This window comes from Roseovarius lutimaris, from assembly GCF_900115165.1.
GTDB classification, from domain to species: Bacteria; Pseudomonadota; Alphaproteobacteria; order Rhodobacterales; family Rhodobacteraceae; genus Roseovarius; species Roseovarius lutimaris.
In genome coordinates this window covers 111225-130934 of sequence record NZ_FOVP01000003.1, presented here as the reverse complement: position 1 = coordinate 130934, position 19710 = coordinate 111225, and the positions used below count along the sequence as shown (strand labels likewise).

Sequence of the window (19710 nt, the reverse complement as noted above, 5' to 3'; positions counted from 1 at the left end):
GCAGAAATTCGCGATCTGACAGGCCGGCGCGGCCTAAAATAGCCCCGGCAAAAGATAAAGGCCGAGCAAAAGCAGACAGAAAATCCCGAGCGATATCCCGAACCCCCGGCGCCAGAACGGGGCGGCATTGAGCCCCAGATAATAGGACAGGATCACCCGCGCCTTGAGCCAGGCGAAGGTCAGAATGAGCATCCCCGCAACAGCAGAAAATCCCGGCGGCCAATGCCAGAGCGAGATCAGCGTCGAGCCAAGGCTGAGGACAATGAGCGTGCCCCATGCACGCAAAAGCGGGTCGCGGATCATGCCATCACCTGAGCAGATAAAGGACAGGGAAAAGGATCACCCAGACCAGATCGACCATGTGCCAGAACGCGGCCCCCGCCTCGATATTGCGCGGCGCATCCTTCCACGCCACAAGCAGCAGGACAATGACCCCGGCCACCACATGAGCGGCGTGAAACCCGGTCAGCAGGTAGTAGAAGGTGAAAAACGGATGCGTGTCCCAGCCAATGCCATCCGCCGCCTTTCCGGCATATTCAAACCCCTTGATAGCCAGGAATACCACCCCAAGAAGCGCCGCCACCACAAGGGCCAGACGTGCCGCGCCACGCTGCGCGCCATCTCGCAGGCGCAGCGCCCAGGCGGCAAGCGCACCACTGCTCACCAGCACCACCGTGTTGATCCCTGCCCCGGTCCGGTAAAGCGCGTCCTGCGCGGCGCCAAACCCGACCGGGTCACTGGCCCGCACCGACAGAAAGGCCGCCAGCCCCGCGCCAAAGACCAGAAGTTCGCTGACGATCAGAACCCAGATCATCAGATCGCCCGGAAGTTCGTCCAAAACGCTCGTTTCGCTCATCCGCCGACCAACTCACGATAGATCAGCGGCAGGACCTCAGTCAGGCGCTCGGGGTTGGGGATCACGTGAAACCCGCCGCGCCCGAACATCCGCGCGAACCAGCTTTTGGCCTGTTTGTCGACGGTGATGCCAAACACCGATTGCCCGGCACGGCGCGCCTCGCGCACGGCCATGGCGGTATCCTCGATGCCGTGGCGACCCTCGTAATGGTCAAGGTCGTTGGGCTTGCCATCGGTGATGACCAATAGCAGACGGCGCTTTTTGGATTGCCCTGCAAGCTCGGTCGAGCAATGCCGCACGGCCGCGCCCAGCCGGGTATAAAACCCGGGCCGAAGCGCGCCGATCCGGTCTTCGACCGCACCGTTCATCGGTTCGCTGAACCCCTTGCAGGTCTGGATATAGACCCGGTCGCGCTTGAGCGAGGAAAAGGCGTGGATAGCAAAATCGTCGCCGCAGGCATCAAGCCCCCAGGCCAGGGCCGCCAGCGCCTCGCGCTCGATGTCGATCACTGCGCGGTCCCCCACGGCGCTTTCGGTCGAGCGTGAAACGTCGAGAAGGATCGAGACCGCCAGATCGCGCGCCTGTGGCCGGGTCTGGCGCCAGATGCCTTCGCTGCCCGCGCCATTGGCCCGAATATCGACCTGCGCGCGCACCACGGCCTCCATATCAAGCTCATCGCCGTCAAGCTGGCCGGGGATCGAGACACGACCGGGGCGCAGCGCCTCGAACTGGCGTTTGACATGGGTGATACGGCGCATGGCGCGCGGATCGTCGCGAAAGGCGGGCACACCATCGCCCGAGGGGGCCACGCTGTGCAGAACACGCACATGATCGGGCAGGTACGCACCGGTGCGCACGTCCCATTCGGGATACATGATCTTGTCGGAAAGGCGTTCGCGATCAACATCTTCCGGGGCAAGGTCAAGGTGAAGCTTTAACCGGGTTGCCGGGGCCTTGGAGATCTGGCCAAGGCCGATTTCATCCTGATCGTCAGCGGCCTTCTTGGCGCTGTCAGGATCGTCGTCATCGACCCGCCGGTTCAGGTTCAGGAACTCGGCCCAACTCAGGATCGCCTCGAATTTATGCAGGATCAGGCTGTCGCGGCGCTCTGCCTGATCGGCGTTGCGGCGGCGCGCGCGGTGGGTCCGCTCGCTTCCCTCTTCGGGGGGGCCTTCGGTATCGCGGCTTTCAACCTCGCTGCTGGCCGACATCATAAGCTCGCGTAGATCAGGCCAGAGCGGCACCGGCGCAAACGGGCGATAGCCGCGCGGCGCGGTGATCTGCGAAACATCGCCTGCTTCAAGTGCGGCGCTGAACATCTTCGCCCGCGGGTCAAGCTGCGCAGGATCGCCCAAGCGGTGGCGCACAAGCGCCTCGATGGCCTGTTCGTCGCGCGGCAGGGTCTGACGGGGCCGTCGTTGCAAAGCCGCCGCCCCCAGCCCCTCTTGCAGGGCGCGCAGCCCCGGCGCGGCCTCCAATGCGGCGCGTGTCATACTCTGCGCGGCGCGGATCGCCAAAAGGTCCGCGCGCAGCGGATCGCCGTCAAGAACATGCGCGGGCGCATGCGCCACAGCGGCAGCCAGCCAGAGATAAAGCGCCCCGTTGGCGGCCCGGTCCGGAAAGATCGCAAGGCTCTCGGGCAGGCGCAGCACCTCGCCATCAAAGCTGGCCCGCGGGATAAGCTCGGCCTCGGTGCCGAGACGGCGCAGGAATTTCAGGCGATGTTGGCTAACCTCGGGCGAAACCGACCGGATTTCAACCGATGGCGCGCCCCCCAGCCCACGAAAAAAGACTGCCAGCCGCCCGCTGACCTCAGAGAGATCAACCGCGGCTCCGTGATGCACAAGAGGTGCATCGAGGCGACTGGCAAAAGCGTGCCACAGTTTCCCGATGGTTTCTTCGGGTTCCCATGGCTCAATTTCGATCCGGGTCATGGCCATGCCTCACCCAAAGACAGCCGTTACCAGATCGAGGAGCCCGCGTTTTACATCCGCATCATCGGTGAGCGGCTCGATCATCGTGGCCTCGATGGCGCGATCAATCGGCATGCCCTGGGCGATGAGGGTTGCGGCATAGATGACAAGACGGGTTGAAACGCCCTCTTCCAGGTCCTGCCCTTTCAGCGCGCGCAGCTTGCCTGCGAGGCGCACCAGAGGGGCAACACGATCCGGCGACAGGCCACTTTCCTGAGCGACGACCTTGATTTCAAGGTCAGGTGTGGGAAAGTCGAACTCCATCGCGACAAAACGCTGCCGGGTCGAGGGTTTGAGGGTTTTGAGGATGTTCTGATAGCCCGGATTGTAAGAGGCCACCAGCATGAAACCGGGCGCCGCCTCAAGCTCTTCTCCGGTGCGGTCGATCGGCAGAATGCGCCGGTCATCGGTCAACGGGTGCAACACCACGGTGACGTCCTTGCGCGCCTCGACCACCTCGTCAAGATAACAGATAGCCCCCTCACGCACCGCGCGGGTCAGCGGGCCATCGACCCAGACGGTTTCGCCACCCTTGAGCAGGTAGCGACCGATAAGATCGGCCGCCGACAGGTCATCATGGCAGGCAACCGTGTAAAGCGGGCGATCAAGCTCTGCGGCCATATGGGCCACAAAGCGCGTCTTGCCACAGCCGGTCGGCCCCTTGAGAAGGACCGGCAGGTTGTTTTCGCTTGCGGCCTTGAACAGAGCGCATTCATTGCCCTGGGCCAGGTAGAAGGGGGCGGCGGCCGCCCCCTTCCGGTGGTGTGTCATGGATCCATCCATCGGCTTCACTCCGCAGCGACCGTGGCATCGGTCGAGATCACCTCTTTACGCGGTACGAAGATCGCGTAGAGGAAGAGCAGCAAGCCGAGGAAAACCACCACGCCAGAGCCAAGGCGCATCCAGTAGAAAACCGCGATCTGGTCCTGCACGTCCATATAGTAGTCACCGATTACCCGTTGCATGTGGGTTTGGATGGTGCCTGCGAATGTCAGCGTGAAGGTCATGAACACCATGCCCCCCGACATCAGCCAGAACGACGCCATGTTGAGCACCTGATTATAGGGATCACGGTTGCGCAGGATCGGCATTGCATAGCTGAAGATCGCCAGATTGAGGCAGACATAGGCGCCATAAAATGCCAGGTGTCCGTGCGCGGCGGTGATCTGCGTGCCGTGGGAATAGTAGTTGACCCCGTGCAGCGTGTGCAGAAAGCCCCAGACCCCTGCGCCAAAGAACGCCAGCGTGGCACAGCCCAGTGACCACAGCAAAGCGGCCTTGTTTGGGTGATCCCGGTGGCCTTTCCAGACCATGACGAAGGCGAAGGACATCATCGCGAAGAACGGGACGATCTCAAGCGTCGAGAAGATCGAGCCGATCCACTGCCAGTAGCCCGGCGTGCCGATCCAGTAATAGTGGTGGCCGGTGCCAAGGATGCCGGAAAAGAGCGCGGTCGCGACAATGACGTAAAGCCATTTTTCAACCACTTCGCGGTCAACACCGGTAAGTTTGAGCATCAGATAGGCCAGGATCGAGGCCATGATCAGCTCCCACACGCCTTCGACCCAGAGGTGAATGACATACCACCAGTATTGCTTGTCGAGCGCCAGGTTCGAGGGGTTGTAAAAGGCAAAGAGAAACAGCAGCGCCAGGGCCCAGAGGCCGACGAGCAGGATGGTGCTGATGGCGGTCTTGCGGCCCTTCAACACGGTCATGGTCACGTTGAACAGGAAGATCAGCGCGGCGACGACAATGCCCATCTTGACCCATTTGGGCTGTTCGAGAAACTCGCGCCCCTCCTTGCCCAAAAGCCAGTTGCCCTCAAACAGGTTGAACACATAGGTCAGGACAACGCCCAATGTGCCCACCACAAGGATGATCAACTGGAGATAGGCCAGTTTGGTCGAATAGATTTCCTGTTCGGATTCTTCCGGAATAAGGAAATAGGCAGCGCCGAAAAAGCCCAGAAGCAGCCAGACAACCAAAGAGTTGGTATGCAGCATGCGCACGATATTGAACGGCAGAACCTCAGACAGGAAATTGGGCAGAACATAGATCACGCCTGCCAGAACACCGCCAAGGATCTGGATCAGGAAAAGCGCCAGAGCGACGCTGAAATAGGCCAGTGCGATTTTTTGGGTTTGGTATTTCATTGGATTGGTCCTTTCTCAGCCCGCGTCGTTCGGGGGCCAGCCCTGTGCGTCGATCGAATCGACCCACCGCAGGAAATCGGCAAGGCCGCGGGTTTCCTCTTCGGTCAGGTCGAAAAAGGGCATCTGTCGACGGCCTTCAACACCGCTTGGCTGGGCTTTCATCCAGCCGTCCAGCATTTCGAACGCGCCTTCGGGGTCGTCGGCAACACCCCAGCGGGTTGTCACATTCGCCAGTTCGGGCGCAAAATATGCCCCCTCTCCCATGATCGTGTGGCAATTGATGCAGGCGTGTTTTTCCCAGACGTGTTTGCCCAAGACAACGCTGTCGGTCAGCGTTTCGGCATTGGTCGATTTATTGACGATATAGTAGTGCGAATGAACCGACAGGCCCAGGAAGATGATGATGAAGAACAGTGACCCGCCATAAAATATGTTCCGGGCCATGCTCTTGGTCATGACTTCGCGCATTGCGGTCTCCTTTGCGCGTTGATGCGAATTGGGCCACTTTGTAGGGTGTTCGCCCCGCGCTCCTTGACCAAAGTCAACGCCAGATACGGGATTGGGTGATTTGGGCCGACGATCAGGAACAATCGGATCATGCGGCCCGGTGCAGCGGGCGAAAGGCGCCTTGAGCGGCCCAAATTTAGCCCCTAGCACCCATCGAGAGGGACGACGCCACCCCCTCTATTTGCCTTGCGAATTATGGCGACCTGTGGATAGTGGTCGCGCAATGACCGGTATATTGAGGGCGTTACGTGTCGGCAATTTCAAGGCAGTACGTTCTGCGCAAACTGCAAATGTTATGCATCTGGTTCGTCGTGATTACTGTTGCCATCTATCTGTATGCAGATGACAATGATCCGATGCCGGTCAGCCTGTTCGACAGGCTGCTCATTGCCACAGGCATCGTCGTCTTTCTGAGCATCCCTTTCGTCAAGAAAATCGGGCGAATATACCTGAACACCACTCCGGATGACGCCGATCTTGATGATTGAAACGTTTGAACGTCTGCAATCTGCCCTGCCTGCCAGCTGTTGCGTGGGTGACGCCACGGATCATGCTCTTGCAGCAGAATGACGCTTTGTCCCGCAGTCCCGTCGTTGCTTATTATACAACCAACCTCTCGAAGCCGGGGTATTGGCGTCCCATAGGGTCAGAGCCTAGGCGCCCGGCGACGCATCGCGCGGCACTCTGGGGCCGGTAAAGGCAGGCCAGAGCGCGACCGTGAACAGGCCAAAGCCGACGATCCAGAGCGCCCCGGTGGCCAGAATCGCCGGACCATAAAGATCGCCCGAAAGCGCCGAGGCGCTCCAGCGCAGACCGGCGGCGGCGGCAATCAGAGCATAGGAAAGGGCCACCGCACGCGGGGCAATCAGGGCGCGGCCGGTGTGGCCCAGGATGGCGCGGCTCATGACCGCAACGGTCATGCCCCCCACCGCGCCAATGCCCAGAACGTGCAAGCCCGCGACCTCGCTGCCCCATCCCAAAAGGCTGCTGCCCCAGAGAACAAGCCCAAGCCCCAGCATCGCCATGCCCAGATGCAGCGCCCAGAGGATCGGTTGGCCAAGCGTCCAGAACGGACGCCAGAAGGCGATGCGCAACAGGTGCAAGGCCCCGCCAGCGACAGCCAATGCGCCGGTCAGCGCATCGGGCACCCGCAAGAGAAGCGCAAGCGGCACAAGCGCGATCATCACGCTCGCCGCAAGGTCGACGGGTTTGCGCGATGTCGGCAGAGTGCTCTCATCCACCCCAGCCCGCTTCATCGCATTCCGCGTAAACCCCGGCGTCACCCGCCCGCCAAGCACGGCAATCATCAGGCACAGCGACAAAAGGCCGACGCGCAGGCCGGTATAAAGCGTGTCATCCGTCAGGCCCAGCCATTCCAGATGCACCATCAGGTTGCCCGCCCAGACAAGGCTGAGGAAGGCCAGAAAGGCGAGGTTCTGCGGCTTAGGGCGGCGCACGAGCATCAGCGCGATCTTGATCCCCAGCAGTGGCAGAAACGCCAGATCGACCACCGCGACAACAGTCGGCGAAAGGATCCCCGACATCCAGATCGCCAGACGCCCCGCAAGCCAGATCACGGCAGCACCGGTGACAAAGTATTTCGCGGTGTCCTTGCTGCCGGTCCAGTTGGGCACCGCAGTCAGGAAAAAACCGCCAAGCGCGGCACTGGCATAGCCAAAGATCATCTCATGCGCGTGCCACAGGTAGGGCGCGGCGGCGAAGGGCATGGCGGGCGGGTTGGCCGCGACGAAATCAAGGCCAAGCCAGATCTCCCACACGCTCAGGGCAAAGACGCCATAAAGACCGGCTGCCAGAAAGAAGACGCGATGAGGTTCGCAAAAGACACGTTTCAGGGCTGCAAGCATCGGTTTGCCTCTTATTTGCGCGCCCGGCGTTTCAGCACCGGACAGGTTGCGGCATCGTTCATCACCACCTGACAGCGCAGGCAGAGCACGCATTCATTGGCGTTGATCCGCCCCAGTGGGTCGATCGCGCCGACGGTGCATTTGGTCTCGCAAAGACGGCATTCACGGCCACATTGCGGGCGCCGGTGCAACCAGTCAAAGACCTTGAGTTTCGCCGGAAGCGCAAGCGCCGCGCCCAGGGGGCAGAGATAGCGACAATAGAACCGCTCGATGAAAAGCCCCGCGAAGAGCAGCGCCAGCACAAACAATACAAACGGCCAGGCGCGCATCATCCGCATGGAAATGGCGGTCTTGAAGGGCTCGGCCTCGGCCAGACGCAGGGCAAGGTCCATCGAATAAAAGCTGAGCGCGAGGATCGCCAGAAAGAGCGTGTACTTGATGATCCAGAGCCGTTCGTGGATCGCGTGGGGCACGGTGATTTGCGGCACGCCCAGGCGGCGCGCGGCCAGATTGCTAAGCTCCTGCAAGGCCCCGAACGGGCAGAGCCAGCCACAGAACACGCCGCGCCCCCAAAACAGCAGACCAAGCGCCACGCCCGCCCAAAGGGTGAAAATCAACGGCTCGATCAGGAACACCTCCCAGTGAAACCCGGTGAGCAGCGATTGCACGAAGGCCACCACCTGCACGACGGAAAGCTGTGCGTTCAGCACCCAACCCAGCCAGATCAGCGTGGTGACAAGATAGCCAAGCCGCAGCCCGAGCCAAAGGCGGGGGCGGCGCACCAGCCATTCCTGCAACAAGAGGATCAGTGTCAGCAGCGCCATCATCACCATCACGCTGGCGACCTGAAACCGCTTTTCAATCCAGCGCGATTGCCAGAGCGGCGCAGGCTCGGAGGGGGGGGCGATGATATAGGCGGCTGGCAAGGCATAGCCAAGCTCTGTGGTAAAGCTGACCTCGCCAGTCTCGGAGGGGCGCGAGGAGGTCAGTTCAAGGCTGAAGGGCTGGAGCGGGTCGAACCCCTCGCCCGGCAGGTGGAAAATGCTGCGCTCCTTGAAGTCGGGCGCATTTGGGGCGGCCAGATCGTCAATCCTGACGTATCCGGATTTGACCAGCGCGATGCGGGTCTCGCCCTGCACCACCATCAGCCGGTCAAAGACGCCGCTGCGCCGCCAGGCGGTGCCACGATGCGAGGTCAGCCCCGAAGAGGCCACAAAAAGAGCGGTCTCGCCGGGGCCAAGTGCGCCCACGGCGCGGGTAAATTGCTGTTGCCCCAGAATGTTGCGCCCGATGCTCGGAGGATCGAGCAGTGCCATGTAAAGATCAATGAACGGCGCATCGCCTGTCGGCACCGGCACTTTGGCCCCGGCCATCGCCCGGCTGGCCTCGGTCAGGGTGACGGTGCGGCGGGTGATCGCGCCCTGCGCCATCAGCGCCGCCCAGTCCTGCGGCTGAAACCCGGTCCGGTCGATGCCGCCACCTGGCAGAACGCCGCGCGCAATGGCCAGCGTGCGCGCGGTGCGCAGGATCGAATCGCGAATCACACCGGTCGAGACGGTGGCACGAGAAATGATATCGGGCATGTCTGGGCCTGCGCCCGGCCCCTTGGGGTCGGACAGGTCTACCCCGGCAAAACCGCCGACGAACCGGGCTATATCCTGATCCGACAGACCCAGGGTCAGGATCGGCTCGGCATGGCGCATCAATCTGGCGCCGACGATGCGCCCCTTGGTGTCGATCGCCACAAGCACATCCAATGGGCGCCCCGAATAGCCGACCGAACCGGTCAAATCCCAGGTTGAGGCGATATAGCCCACAACGCCGGAGGTATCCGAGACCGCCCACCCCGGCACCGGATCGCCCTGATGTTGCAGCACCAGCGGCCCGGTGAGGTCAAAAAAACCGGCGGCCATTTCACGGGTCGGCGTCGCCCCGGAGATCGCGCCCTCGGCACCCGGACGCAAGACACCCTGCGCTTGCGCCAAAGAGGCCAGGGCCAACCAGAGAGGAAAGGCAATGAAAAGGGCAATTCGGATCATGACAGCGACTGTCGCGCCAAGCCGCCCGCAAAGCGTTGACTAAAGTCAAGGCAGCCTCTGCGCCATCACGTCACTCTTGAAACGCCTCACCAGCGGAATTGGAGTAACTCAAATGAAACCCAAGAATGCCACATGGCGCGTCACGCTTCTATCAAGCGCCGCCATTGCCCTCGGGCTGGCGGCCTCCGGCGCGATCGCGCAGGACAAGCCGAAAGATCACGCCGATAAACCGGCAGACATGTATGTGCCGTCGATGACAACGCTTGGCGAAATTCAGGTCGAGATCCCCGGCCGCAAGCCCGATGATCCGGTCATGACCGACGAAGAATTCCAACGATCGACAAAAATCTATTTCGAACGCTGCGCCGGCTGTCACGGCGTGCTGCGCAAGGGTGCGACCGGCAAGGCGCTGACACCGGATGTGACACGCGCAAACGGCTTTGAGTACCTGAAGGACTTTATCACCTTCGGCTCGCCCGCCGGTATGCCCAACTGGGGCTCTTCTGGCGATCTTTCCGAAGAAGACGTCGATATGATGGCCCGCTACATCCTGCTTGAGCCGCCCGCGCCGCCAGAATTCGGCATGCTAGAAATGAAGGACTCCTGGAAGGTGCATGTCGCCCCCGAGGACCGTCCGACCGAGAAGATGAACGACTGGGACATCGACAACCTGTTTTCGGTAACCCTGCGCGACTCGGGCGAAATTGCCCTGATCGATGGGTCGACCTATGAGATCAAGAAGATCCTCAAGACCGGCTACGCCGTGCATATCAGCCGTATTTCAGCCTCGGGGCGCTACCTGTTCGTGATTGGCCGCGACGCCAAGGTCAATATGATCGACCTCTGGATGGAAGACCCCGATACCGTTGCCGAGATCAAGATCGGTGCCGAGGCGCGCTCTGTCGAGACCTCCAAGTTCAAGGGCTATGAGGACAAATACGCCATTGCCGGGGCCTATTGGCCGCCGCAATTCGTGATCATGGATGGTGACACGCTTGAACCGCTGCGGATCAAATCCACCCGTGGCATGACCTATGACGAACAGACCTATCATCCCGAACCGCGCGTTGCGGCGATCCTGGGCTCGCACTACAAGCCCGAGTTTCTGGTCAACGTCAAAGAAACCGGCAAGATCATGATGGTGGATTACTCCGACATCGAAGCTCTGAAGATCACCGAGATCAATGCCGAGCGGTTCCTGCATGACGGCGGTCTTGACAGCACTCAGCGCTACTTCCTGACTGCGGCGAATGCGCGTGGCAAGGTCGTGGTGATCGACACCAAGGAAAGCAAACTTGTTGCCGTGATCGAAACCGACGGCCAAACACCGCATCCGGGGCGCGGGGCCAACATCAATCACCCGACCTACGGGCCGGTCTGGGCAACCTCGCATCTTGGCGATGATACTGTCGCCCTGATCGGGACCGACCCCGAGGGTCACCCCGAACAGGCGTGGAAGATGGTGCAACAGCTTTATGGCCTTGGTGGCGGATCGCTGTTCGTCAAAACCCACCCGACCTCCGAGCATCTCTATGTCGATGCGACATTGAACCCCGACGCCGAAACCTCTGGCTCGGTTGCGGTGTTCAAGGTGGCCGATCTAGGACAGGAAGAGCCGGAATTCACCGTTCTGCCGATTGTCGAATGGGCCGGGATTGCCGAAGGCCAGCCCCGCGTCGTGCAGGGTGAGTTCAACAAGGCCGGCAATGAGATCTGGTTCTCGGTCTGGAATGCCAAGGACCTGGAATCGGCCATCGTGGTGGTCGACGACAAGACGCTTGAGCTCAAGCATGTGATCAAGGACCCGCGCCTGATCACGCCAACGGGCAAATTCAACGTCTATAACACCCGCGCCGACGTCTACTGACGCGCAAGCCGGGGGCCCTTTTTGCCGGGCCCCCGGTTTTCTTCCAAAACATTTGATTGCCCAGCCGAGGAGCCAGCAACATGACAGCGAAAGGCAAGGTGTATCTGATCGGAGCAGGCCCCGGTGCCGTGGATCTGATGACGCTGCGTGCGGTGCGTATGCTGAGCGAGGCAGATGCGGTTGTGTATGACCGGCTGGTCAGCCCCGAAATTCTGCAACTTTCTCCGGCGACCGCGCAGATGATACCGGTGGGCAAGGCCCCGAAATTCCACACAGTTCCGCAGGATCGCATCAATGAAATGCTGGTCGAGTTGGCCGGCAATGGCCTGACGGTGGCCCGCCTCAAGGGCGGTGACCCGCTGATATTCGGCCGCGGCTCCGAAGAGGCCGCCTATCTGAGCGACCGCGGGATCGAGGTGGATTATGCGCCCGGCATCACCGCGGCCCAGGGCATGGCAGCCACCTTCGGCGTGCCACTCACCCACCGTGGGCTGGCCACCGGAGTGCGCTATGTGACCGGCCACCGCGCCGCCGATGCCCGGCTCGATCTCAACTGGAAAAGCCTGGCCAGCGAGGACACCACGCTGGTGGTCTATATGGGCGTGGCCAATATTGCCGAAATCGCGCTCAACCTGATGCGCGAAGGGTTGCCGGGTTCCCTGCCGGTGCTGGCGGTGTCAAGTGTCACCACCCCGCGCGAGACGCGGCTTGTGTCGCGACTAGACCGGATCGGGCTCGACGTGGCGCAATGCCCGATGCGCGCGCCGGTGCTGTTTGTGATCGGGCATGTGGTCTCGCTCTGTCAGGGGGGCGACGCCCTGCCCGTTACTCTGCCAGAGGTCATGGTTGGTGAATAGACTTGCCACAATACTGGCGCTCGCTGCCGCCCCGGCCCTGGCCGACCCTGATCCAGAAGCCCTCAGACGGCTGGTGCGTCAGGATTGCGGCTCGTGCCACGGAATGACGCTCAAGGGGGGGCTCGGCCCCGATATCCGCCCTGCGGCCCTTGCCAGCTATCAGCGCGACGACCTGACAACCGTTATCCTTGACGGCATCCCCGGCACGCCGATGCCGCCCTGGCGCCCTCTGCTGAGCGAAGGTGACGCCGCCTGGATTGCCGATTATCTTCTGAGAGGTGACCCCGAATGATCCCTGCCCCTTTATCCTCTGGCACAACCAAAGACAGGGCGCGCTCTGACTTTCATCTTTCCCGAAATACTCCCGCCGGAGGCCTCCGCGCCCGGATGTTTGCCCTGACGCTGGCGGGTCTTGCGCTCTTTGCGCCCCCGCTTCCCGCCGGTGCACAAGCCACCGGCGATCTTGGGCTGGTGGTGGAACGCGCCAGCGGATCGCTTCTCGTCGTGGATCAGTCCGAGCGCGCCAGCATCGGGCGCATCACCGGGCTTGGCGACCTGAGCCATGCCTCGCTGGTCTATTCGCCGGACGAACAATTCGCCTATGTCTTTGGCCGCGATGGTGGGCTGACCAAGGTGGATATCCTGGCGCAAACCGTTGTGAACCGCGTCATGCAGGCGGGCAATTCGATTGGCGGCGCGATCTCGGATGACGGGCGGTTCGTGGCAGTCTCGAATTACGAGCCGGGCGGCGTGCGGGTGTTTGACGCCGATACGCTCGCCATGGTCGCCGACATCCCGACTGGCAGCAAGACCGTCGGCCTGGTGGATATTCCGGGCACGAAATTCGTCTTTTCCCTCTGGGACAGCGGCGAGACCTGGATTGCCGATCTCTCGGGCGAAACCCCGCAGATCACCAGGGTCAAAGGCATGGGCGCCAACCCCTATGACGCTCTGGTCACAGGCGACGGGCGCACCTATATTGCCGGGCTGTTCGGTGAGGATCACCTAAGCGCGCTCGACCTCTGGCAAGACCCGCCCGAACCGCAAAGCATCCTGCCGGGTTATGCCGAGGGCCGCGAAGGTCTGCCGGTCTACAAGATGCCGCATCTGGAAGGCTGGGCCTTGGCCGGTCAGGATTTCGTGCTGCCCGCCATGGGCCAGCACGAGGTGCTTTGGGTCGATGCGCGCACCTTGAAGGAAACCGGCAGAACTCCGACCCACGGCCAGCCGGTTTTCGCGATTTCGCGCCCCGACGGGCGCCACGTCTGGGTCAATTTCGCCCATCCGCTCAACGATACGATCCAGGTGATCGACAGCGTGAGCAAAGAGGTGATCCACCAGTTCGCCCCAGGCCCCGGCGTCTTGCATATGGAGTTTACGCCGCGCGGCCACGAGGTCTGGCTGTCGGTGCGCGATGCCGGCAAGGTGATCATCTATGACACGGAAACCTTTGAGCAACTTGGTGAAATCGCGACTGAAAGCCCCTCGGGCATCTTTTTCACCGCCCGCGCCCACCGCATGGGGCTCTGAGCGATGGAAGGTGTGAGTGATCCCATTGACCGCGCACTGCTGAACGACTGGCAGCGGGATTTCCCGATTACCGAGCGGCCCTTTGGCGTGCTCGCGGAGACCCTTGGCACCAGCGAGACGAATGTGATCGAGCGGCTGCGCGCCCGCACCGAGGCCGGTCAGGTCACCCGGCTGGGCGCCACCTGTGCGCCCAATACCATATCGGCCAGCACCCTCGCCGCCGTGGCCGCCCCCGAGGACCGGATCGAAGAGGTCGCCGAGATCATCGGCGCGGAACCGGGGGTAAACCATTCCTACCTGCGCGAAAACGACTGGAACCTGTGGTTTGTTGCCACCGGCCCCGACCGGGCGCATGTGGACGGCGCTCTGGACCGGATCGCGCAACGCAGCGGGCTGCGCGTGCTGGATCTGCGCTTGGTGCGCCCCTTCAACCTTGACCTGGGGTTCAGCCTGCACGGCGACGACCGGCGCGCGCCCCCAAGACAAGCGCCGGATACCGACGTGTTGCAGCCCGGCGACCGCGAGATCGTGCAGGCGCTGATGCGGGGCCTGCCGCTCAACGCGCGACCCTATGCAGCGATCGCAAATACCCTGGGACGCGACGAAGCCGAGGTGATGGCACGGATCAGGGTGCTGAGCGCGGCGCGGATCATCGCCCGCCTTGGGGTGATCGTGCGCCACCGCGCGCTTGGCTGGCGCTCAAATGCGATGGTGGTCTGGGATCTGCCACACGACACGATCACCCGCGCCGGTCCGGTGCTGGCCGCCCAACCGGGTGTGACGCTGTGTTACGAACGCACCCCGGTTGCGGGCGTCTGGCCCTATCGCCTTTATTCGATGATCCACGCCCAAAGCCGAAAAGAAGCGCTTGCGCGGCTGGCCGCGGCTGCGGCAGTCTTGCCCGAGTTGCAGGGCGCACCGCATCTGGCGTTGTTTTCAAACCGCTGCTTCAAACAGACCGGCGCCCTTGTGGCGAAGGAAAGGACAATTGCATGACATTGGACGCCACCGACCGCCTGATCCTCAATCATCTGCAAGAGGGGTTTCCGATCACGCCCGATCCGTTTCACGTCGTCGCGCAAGAGCTGGGCCTGGACGAGGCCGATCTTCTGGCCCGGCTGGAGCGGATGAAGACCGACCGGATCATCACCCGGTTCGGCCCGTTCTTTGACGCCGAGGCAATGGGGGGCGCGTTTTGTCTCTGTGCCATGGCCGTGCCCGAGGAAGATTTCGAGGCGGTCCTGACTAAAGTCAATGCCCGCCCCGAGGTGGCGCATAATTATGAACGCAGTCACCACCTCAATATGTGGTTCGTTCTGGCCACGGAAACCGAAGAAGAGATCGAGGCGGTGGCCAAGTCCCTTGAACGGGAAACGGGGCAGCGCGTGCTCCGTTTCCCGAAACTGCGGGAGTTTTTCATCAGATTCAGGGTAGCCGCATGAGCATCGACGCCACAGACCGCCAGATCATCGCCGCCACACAGGCCGGCCTGCCACTTGTGCCGCAACCCTACGCGGCGGTGGCGCAAGAGTTGGGGCTCGGCGAAAGCGAGCTTTGCGACCGGCTGCGCGCGATGCAAAAGAGCGGTGTTATTCGCCGGATTGCCGTGGCGCCCAACCACTATGCGCTTGGCATGCTGGCCAATGGCATGTCGGTCTGGGACATTGAGGATGAGCGGATTGCGGACCTTGGCCCGCAGGTGGGCGCGCTGGAGTTTGTCAGCCATTCATATGAGCGCCCCCGTGCCCTGCCCGACTGGCCCTATAACCTGTTTGCAATGGTCCACGGCAGCGACCGCGACGAGGTCGAGGCCAAGCGACAGGAGGTTGCCACCCTTTTGGGCGCGGCCTGTCGCGGCAGTGACATTCTCTATTCGACACGTATCTTGAAGAAAACCGGGCTCAGGCTCCGGTCAAAGGAGGGCTGAGATGTTTCGCCTCTCGGAATATATGCAACAACTGGTAACGCCCACGCCGGTGCGCACACGGCGCGGCAGCGGGCCGGTCAAGCCGGTGGTGATCTGGAACCTGACCCGGCGCTGCAATCTGAAATGCCGCCATTGCTATACGGTTTCGGCGGATGTCGATTTCCCCGGTGAATTGAGCCATGAGCAGGCGATGGGCGTGCTGGATGATCTGGGCGACTTCGGCATTCCGGCGCTGATCCTGTCGGGCGGCGAGCCGATGGGACGGTTCGATTTCTTTGAGCTGGCCGAGGCGGCAAAAAAGAAGGTGCGGTTTCTGGCCCTTAGCACCAATGGCACCAAGATCCACGGCGAGGCCGCCGACCGGGTGGCCGAAATCGGGTTTCAGTATGTCGGCATTTCCATCGACGGGATAGGCCGCACCAATGACTGGTTTCGCGGCGTCGACGGCGCCTTTGACGACGCGCTACGCGGCGTGCGCGAGTGCAAGAAGCGCGGCATCAAGGTGGGGCTGCGCTTTACCCTGACGCGCGACAACGCCACGCAATTGCCCGATCTGTTGCAGCTTTGCGACGATGAGGGCGTCGATAAATTCTACCTCAGTCATCTGGTCTATGCCGGGCGTGGCGACAAGAACCGGGGCGAGGATGCGGTGCATGCCCATACCCGCAGGGCGCTCGACGAATTGATTGATCGCGCCTGGGTCGGGGTGGCCGAAAATGCCCCACTGGACATCGTGACCGGCAATAACGACGCCGACGCGGTCTATATGCTGCGGTGGGCCGAGCGCCATTTCGACGAGGCCCGCGTGGCGCATCTGCGCGATCACCTTGAGGCCTGGGGCGGCAATTCGTCGGGGCTTGGCGTGGGCAATATCGACACGCTTGGGCGGGTGCATCCCGATACCTATTGGTCGGATTATACCGTGGGCAACGTCAAGACCACACCGTTTTCCGAGCTGTGGACCGGCGAGGATGCGATGCTGGCGCAACTGCGCCTTCGGCCCCGCCCGCTCAAGGGGCGATGCGGGCAATGCGCCTTCAAATCGGTCTGTGGCGGCAATACCCGCATTCGTGCGCTGCAACTGACCGGCGACCCCTGGGCCGAAGATCCGGCCTGTTACCTGAGTGATCGTGAAATCGGGGTGACCGGTGCGGGCGAGCGCCTGACTGTGACTCCGTTCAAAGGCAAGAAGCATGACCCGATTCACCGTTTTAGCTAGTGCGCTGTTGCTCGGCGCGGGTGCGGCAGCGGCCGACCCGGCACAGACCTACCGCAGCGAATGCGCCGCCTGTCACGGGGCGGATCGGCTGGGCGGCAGCGGACCTGCGCTGATCCCCGAGACCTTGGGGCGAATGCGCGGGCCAAAGGTGGCTGAGGTGATTGCCCATGGCCGCGCCGCCACGCAGATGCCGGCCTTTGACAAGGCGCTGAGCCCCGAACAGATCGCGGCCCTGGCCGCCTATGTGAAAACGCCGCTTGCTTCGGTGCCCGCATGGGGGCCAGAGGAGATTGCCCAAACCCGCTGGTTTGACCCCGATTACCGCGCCGCGGATGCACCGGTATTTGACGCCGATCCGCTGAACATCACGCTGGTGGTGGAAACCGGCGATCACCATATCAGCGTGCTGGATGGCGACACCTTCGAGGTTCTGGACCGGTTCGAGACGCCCTTTGTCGTGCATGGTGGCCCCAAGTTCAGCCCCGATGGGCGCTATGTTTTCATCATGTCGCGCGATGGCTGGGTGCAGAAATACGACATCTGGTCGCTGCATCAGGTGGGCCGCGTGCGCGCCGGGCTAAACAGCCGCAACATCGCGATGAGTGCCGATGGCAAGCATCTGGCGGTGGCCAATTACCTGCCGATGACGCTGAGCCTCTTGTCGACCGAGGACCTTGGCGTTGAGCGCGTCATGCCGGTCGTGGGCAAGGATGGCACCCCAAGCCGGGTCTCGGCGGTTTATCAGGCCCCGCAACGTCAGAGCTTTATTCTGGCCCTGAAAGACACCCCCGAGATCTGGGAGGTGGCGACCGACCCCGAGGCCAAAGCGGTTTACGAGGGGTTCGTGCACAGCCGCGAAAAGGGCATGATCGAGGCGCTTCCATCCTCGCAGGGCCTGTTTGCCCGCCGCCGGATCGAGATCACGGAACCGTTGGACGATTTCTTTTTCACCGATGATTACCGCCATCTGATCGGGGCGGCGCGCAATACCGAGCGCGGCGTGGTTGTGAACCTCAACGTGGGCCGCGAGGTTGCCGAACTGCCCCTGCCCGGCATGCCGCACCTGGGGTCGGGCATTTCCTGGGAAAGGGATGGCCGCCGGGTGATGGCAACGCCGCATCTGAAAGAGGGCATGCTGTCGGTGATCGACACCGAAACCTGGCAGGTGATCCAGACGATCAAAACCGACGGGCCGGGATTTTTTCTTAGAAGTCACGAGGATTCGCCCTACTTCTGGTCGGATGTGTTTTTTGGACCGAACAAGGACGTGATGCATGTGATCGACAAGCAAAGCCTTGAGATCGTCAAGACCCTGCGCCCGGTGCCGGGGGCCACGCTGGCGCATGTCGAATTTACCCGCGACGGCAGCCATGCCCTTGTCTCGGTCTGGGAAAACGACGGCGCGGTCATCGTCTATGACGCCGCAACCCTGGAAGAGGTGACCCGCCTGCCGATGCGCAAGCCCTCTGGCAAATATAATGTTTTCAACAAGATAACATTCTCGGAAGGAACAAGCCATTAAACAGAGCGCGATCATCGTCAGCCACGGACAACCCTCTGATCCAGAGCCGGCCGAGGCCACACTGGCGGCATTTGCCGCCGAGGTGGGCCGCGCCCTGCCCGACTGGCAGATTGCAAGCGCGACCCTGGCCAAGCCCGGCGCGCTTGAGGCCGCATTGCAGGGATCGGGACCGCATCCGCTTATCTATCCGCTGTTCATGACCGCAGGATGGTTCACCGGCGACGAGCTTCGCAAGCGGTTGCGCGACAGGCAGGCCGATATATTGCCGCCTCTCGGCCTTGATCCCGGCCTTCCGGACATGACCGCAGAACTGTTGCGCGACGTCATGGCGCGCGAAGGCTGGCAGCCTTCTGAGACCCGACTTTTCATCGCCGCCCACGGGTCGGGACGCAGCCGCAATTCGGCGCGCGACACGCAGGCCTTTGCGCGCGCCCTCACGGGGCGTATGTCCTTTGCCGACATCCGCGTCGGCTTTGTCGAAGAGGCGCCTTATCTCGCCGATATGGCGTTTGATCTTGGCCAAAAGGCGATCTGTATGCCGTTCTTTGCCGCCAAGGGCGGCCATGTGCTTGACGATATCCCGGAGGCGCTTGAGCTGGCGGAGTTCAAGGGTGTTGCGCTTGAGCCGATCGGCACGGCGCCCGGTGTGGCGGCGCTGGTGGCACGGGCGCTGACAGGGGCGCAGACGGAGGCGCGCGTCAAGGCATGACCGAGACCGGCCCGAACCTGACAAAGCTCTACCTGCTGCTCTATCCGTTCACCGCATTGGCGGTGGCGATCAACCTGTTCCTGCTGGGTCTGATGTGGCAGGCGATCGGTCTGCCTGCTCTCTCTCCGGTGACGGCGCTGATCGCCTGTGTTCCGCTTGGTCTGCCGGTGAACTGGTGGATCACGAAATGGGTGCGCAGTCTGATTGATGAGGCCGAGGGGCGCAAGTGAAAATGGCCGCCCGGCACGGTGCGGGGCGGCCATGACAGGTTGTCGGCGACCTATTCGAAGCTTGCCAGATAGGCGATCACGTCCTCGATATCGTCATCCTTGCGCAGCCCGGCAAAGGACATCTTGGTGCCCTTCATGTATTTCTTCGGGCTGGCCAGAAAGGCGCTCAGCTCCTCATCGGTCCAGACAAGCCCCTCGGCGGCACGTTCTTGCATCACTTTGGAATATTTGAAGTCTTCCACAGCCCCCGCCGGTTGCCCGACGATGCCGTTAAGGACCGGGCCAACGCGGTTTTTTGCGTCCTCGCCCACCTGATGGCAGGCCTTGCATTTCCTGAACACCTTTTCGCCGACTTCGGCGTCGCCTTCGGCAAAGGCTGGGGTGGCCAGCGTCAAGGCCACCGCGGCGGCAGTCATAAGGTTGATTTTCATGGGTCGTTCTCCTGTTTTGTTGGAC

Annotated in this window: 21 protein-coding genes; 12 read left to right on the top strand and 9 right to left on the bottom strand. The window is 62.1% G+C overall.

The features are described 5' to 3' along the window. Nucleotides 1-33: 33 nt before the first annotated feature. The 6 genes from BMZ91_RS03645 to BMZ91_RS03620 are packed head-to-tail and all read right to left on the bottom strand — an operon-like array spanning nucleotide 34 to nucleotide 5450. On the bottom strand, nucleotides 34-303 hold the full coding sequence (locus BMZ91_RS03645; RefSeq protein ID WP_092834397.1) for a cytochrome C oxidase subunit IV family protein: 270 nt from the start codon (nucleotides 301-303) through the stop codon (nucleotides 34-36). A 4-nt stretch (nucleotides 304-307) separates the two neighbouring features. Continuing rightward, nucleotides 308-856 carry a cytochrome c oxidase subunit 3 gene (locus BMZ91_RS03640; protein WP_092834395.1) on the bottom strand — a complete coding sequence of 183 codons (549 nt, stop codon included), beginning with the start codon at nucleotides 854-856 and terminating at the stop codon, nucleotides 308-310. Further along, nucleotides 853-2790, bottom strand: coding sequence for a nitric oxide reductase activation protein NorD (locus BMZ91_RS03635; RefSeq protein ID WP_092835113.1), 1938 nt, complete (start codon nucleotides 2788-2790; stop codon nucleotides 853-855). The genes BMZ91_RS03640 and BMZ91_RS03635 overlap by 4 nt, the downstream gene beginning before the upstream one ends. Before the next feature lie 9 nt (nucleotides 2791-2799). Further along, nucleotides 2800-3612, bottom strand: a complete 813-nt coding sequence (locus tag BMZ91_RS03630) for a CbbQ/NirQ/NorQ/GpvN family protein (RefSeq protein WP_092834393.1) — start codon at nucleotides 3610-3612, stop codon at nucleotides 2800-2802. Between the two features lie 5 nt (nucleotides 3613-3617). Next, the gene (locus BMZ91_RS03625) at nucleotides 3618-4982 is read right to left on the bottom strand and encodes a cbb3-type cytochrome c oxidase subunit I (RefSeq protein WP_092834391.1); all 1365 of its coding nucleotides are present in this window, start codon (nucleotides 4980-4982) and stop codon (nucleotides 3618-3620) included. 15 nt (nucleotides 4983-4997) lie between these two features. Continuing rightward, on the bottom strand, nucleotides 4998-5450 hold the full coding sequence (locus tag BMZ91_RS03620) for a c-type cytochrome (protein WP_092834389.1): 453 nt from the start codon (nucleotides 5448-5450) through the stop codon (nucleotides 4998-5000). Between the two features lie 287 nt (nucleotides 5451-5737). Between BMZ91_RS03620 and BMZ91_RS03615 the strand changes: the two genes are divergently transcribed. Continuing rightward, the gene (locus tag BMZ91_RS03615) at nucleotides 5738-5977 is read left to right on the top strand and encodes a hypothetical protein (RefSeq protein WP_245736194.1); all 240 of its coding nucleotides are present in this window, start codon (nucleotides 5738-5740) and stop codon (nucleotides 5975-5977) included. A 165-nt stretch (nucleotides 5978-6142) separates the two neighbouring features. On the opposite strand, the gene BMZ91_RS03610 is transcribed toward BMZ91_RS03615, so the two are convergent. Together BMZ91_RS03610 and BMZ91_RS03605 are read right to left on the bottom strand one after the other, a co-directional pair. Next, nucleotides 6143-7354, bottom strand: coding sequence for an NnrS family protein (locus BMZ91_RS03610; protein ID WP_092834385.1), 1212 nt, complete (start codon nucleotides 7352-7354; stop codon nucleotides 6143-6145). A gap of 11 nt (nucleotides 7355-7365) precedes the next feature. Continuing rightward, nucleotides 7366-9393, bottom strand: a complete 2028-nt coding sequence (locus tag BMZ91_RS03605) for a NosR/NirI family protein (RefSeq protein ID WP_092834383.1) — start codon at nucleotides 9391-9393, stop codon at nucleotides 7366-7368. 112 nt (nucleotides 9394-9505) lie between these two features. On the opposite strand from BMZ91_RS03605, the gene BMZ91_RS03600 reads away from it, so the two are divergent. The 11 genes from BMZ91_RS03600 to BMZ91_RS03550 all read left to right on the top strand — a co-directional run bounded on the left by BMZ91_RS03600 (nucleotide 9506) and on the right by BMZ91_RS03550 (nucleotide 19254). Then, entirely contained in the window at nucleotides 9506-11260 is a 1755-nt protein-coding gene (locus tag BMZ91_RS03600) for a nitrite reductase (RefSeq protein ID WP_092834381.1), read from the top strand. Between the two features lie 80 nt (nucleotides 11261-11340). Continuing rightward, nucleotides 11341-12117 (top strand): uroporphyrinogen-III C-methyltransferase, encoded by a 777-nt coding sequence (gene cobA / locus BMZ91_RS03595; protein WP_092834379.1) that lies wholly within the window; start codon nucleotides 11341-11343, stop codon nucleotides 12115-12117. After that, entirely contained in the window at nucleotides 12110-12409 is a 300-nt protein-coding gene (locus tag BMZ91_RS03590; RefSeq protein ID WP_245736193.1) for a c-type cytochrome, read from the top strand. Before cobA ends, BMZ91_RS03590 begins: the two co-directional genes overlap by 8 nt. Nucleotides 12410-12504: 95 nt before the next feature. Further along, nucleotides 12505-13647, top strand: a complete 1143-nt coding sequence (locus BMZ91_RS03585; RefSeq protein ID WP_092834375.1) for a cytochrome D1 domain-containing protein — start codon at nucleotides 12505-12507, stop codon at nucleotides 13645-13647. Nucleotides 13648-13650: 3 nt separating this feature from the next. After that, nucleotides 13651-14643 carry a siroheme decarboxylase subunit beta gene (gene ahbB, locus BMZ91_RS03580; RefSeq protein ID WP_092834373.1) on the top strand — a complete coding sequence of 331 codons (993 nt, stop codon included), beginning with the start codon at nucleotides 13651-13653 and terminating at the stop codon, nucleotides 14641-14643. Further along, nucleotides 14640-15089, top strand: coding sequence for an Lrp/AsnC family transcriptional regulator (locus BMZ91_RS03575; protein WP_092834371.1), 450 nt, complete (start codon nucleotides 14640-14642; stop codon nucleotides 15087-15089). The genes ahbB (BMZ91_RS03580) and BMZ91_RS03575 overlap by 4 nt, the downstream gene beginning before the upstream one ends. Continuing rightward, entirely contained in the window at nucleotides 15086-15574 is a 489-nt protein-coding gene (gene ahbB, locus BMZ91_RS03570) for a siroheme decarboxylase subunit beta (RefSeq protein WP_092834369.1), read from the top strand. Before BMZ91_RS03575 ends, ahbB (BMZ91_RS03570) begins: the two co-directional genes overlap by 4 nt. Nucleotide 15575: 1 nt before the next feature. Next, nucleotides 15576-16793 (top strand): heme d1 biosynthesis radical SAM protein NirJ, encoded by a 1218-nt coding sequence (gene nirJ / locus BMZ91_RS03565; RefSeq protein ID WP_092834367.1) that lies wholly within the window; start codon nucleotides 15576-15578, stop codon nucleotides 16791-16793. Beyond that, on the top strand, nucleotides 16768-18315 hold the full coding sequence (locus BMZ91_RS03560) for a nitrite reductase (RefSeq protein ID WP_092834365.1): 1548 nt from the start codon (nucleotides 16768-16770) through the stop codon (nucleotides 18313-18315). The genes nirJ and BMZ91_RS03560 overlap by 26 nt, the downstream gene beginning before the upstream one ends. Before the next feature lie 82 nt (nucleotides 18316-18397). Continuing rightward, complete coding sequence (locus tag BMZ91_RS03555; protein ID WP_092834363.1) at nucleotides 18398-19024, top strand: CbiX/SirB N-terminal domain-containing protein; 627 nt, start codon at nucleotides 18398-18400, stop codon at nucleotides 19022-19024. Beyond that, nucleotides 19021-19254: a hypothetical protein gene (locus BMZ91_RS03550; RefSeq protein ID WP_092834361.1), complete on the top strand. Its 234-nt coding sequence runs from the start codon at nucleotides 19021-19023 to the stop codon at nucleotides 19252-19254. The genes BMZ91_RS03555 and BMZ91_RS03550 overlap by 4 nt, the downstream gene beginning before the upstream one ends. A 50-nt stretch (nucleotides 19255-19304) precedes the next feature. On the opposite strand, the gene BMZ91_RS03545 is transcribed toward BMZ91_RS03550, so the two are convergent. Continuing rightward, nucleotides 19305-19685 (bottom strand): c-type cytochrome, encoded by a 381-nt coding sequence (locus BMZ91_RS03545; RefSeq protein ID WP_092834359.1) that lies wholly within the window; start codon nucleotides 19683-19685, stop codon nucleotides 19305-19307. Nucleotides 19686-19710: the final 25 nt, after the last annotated feature.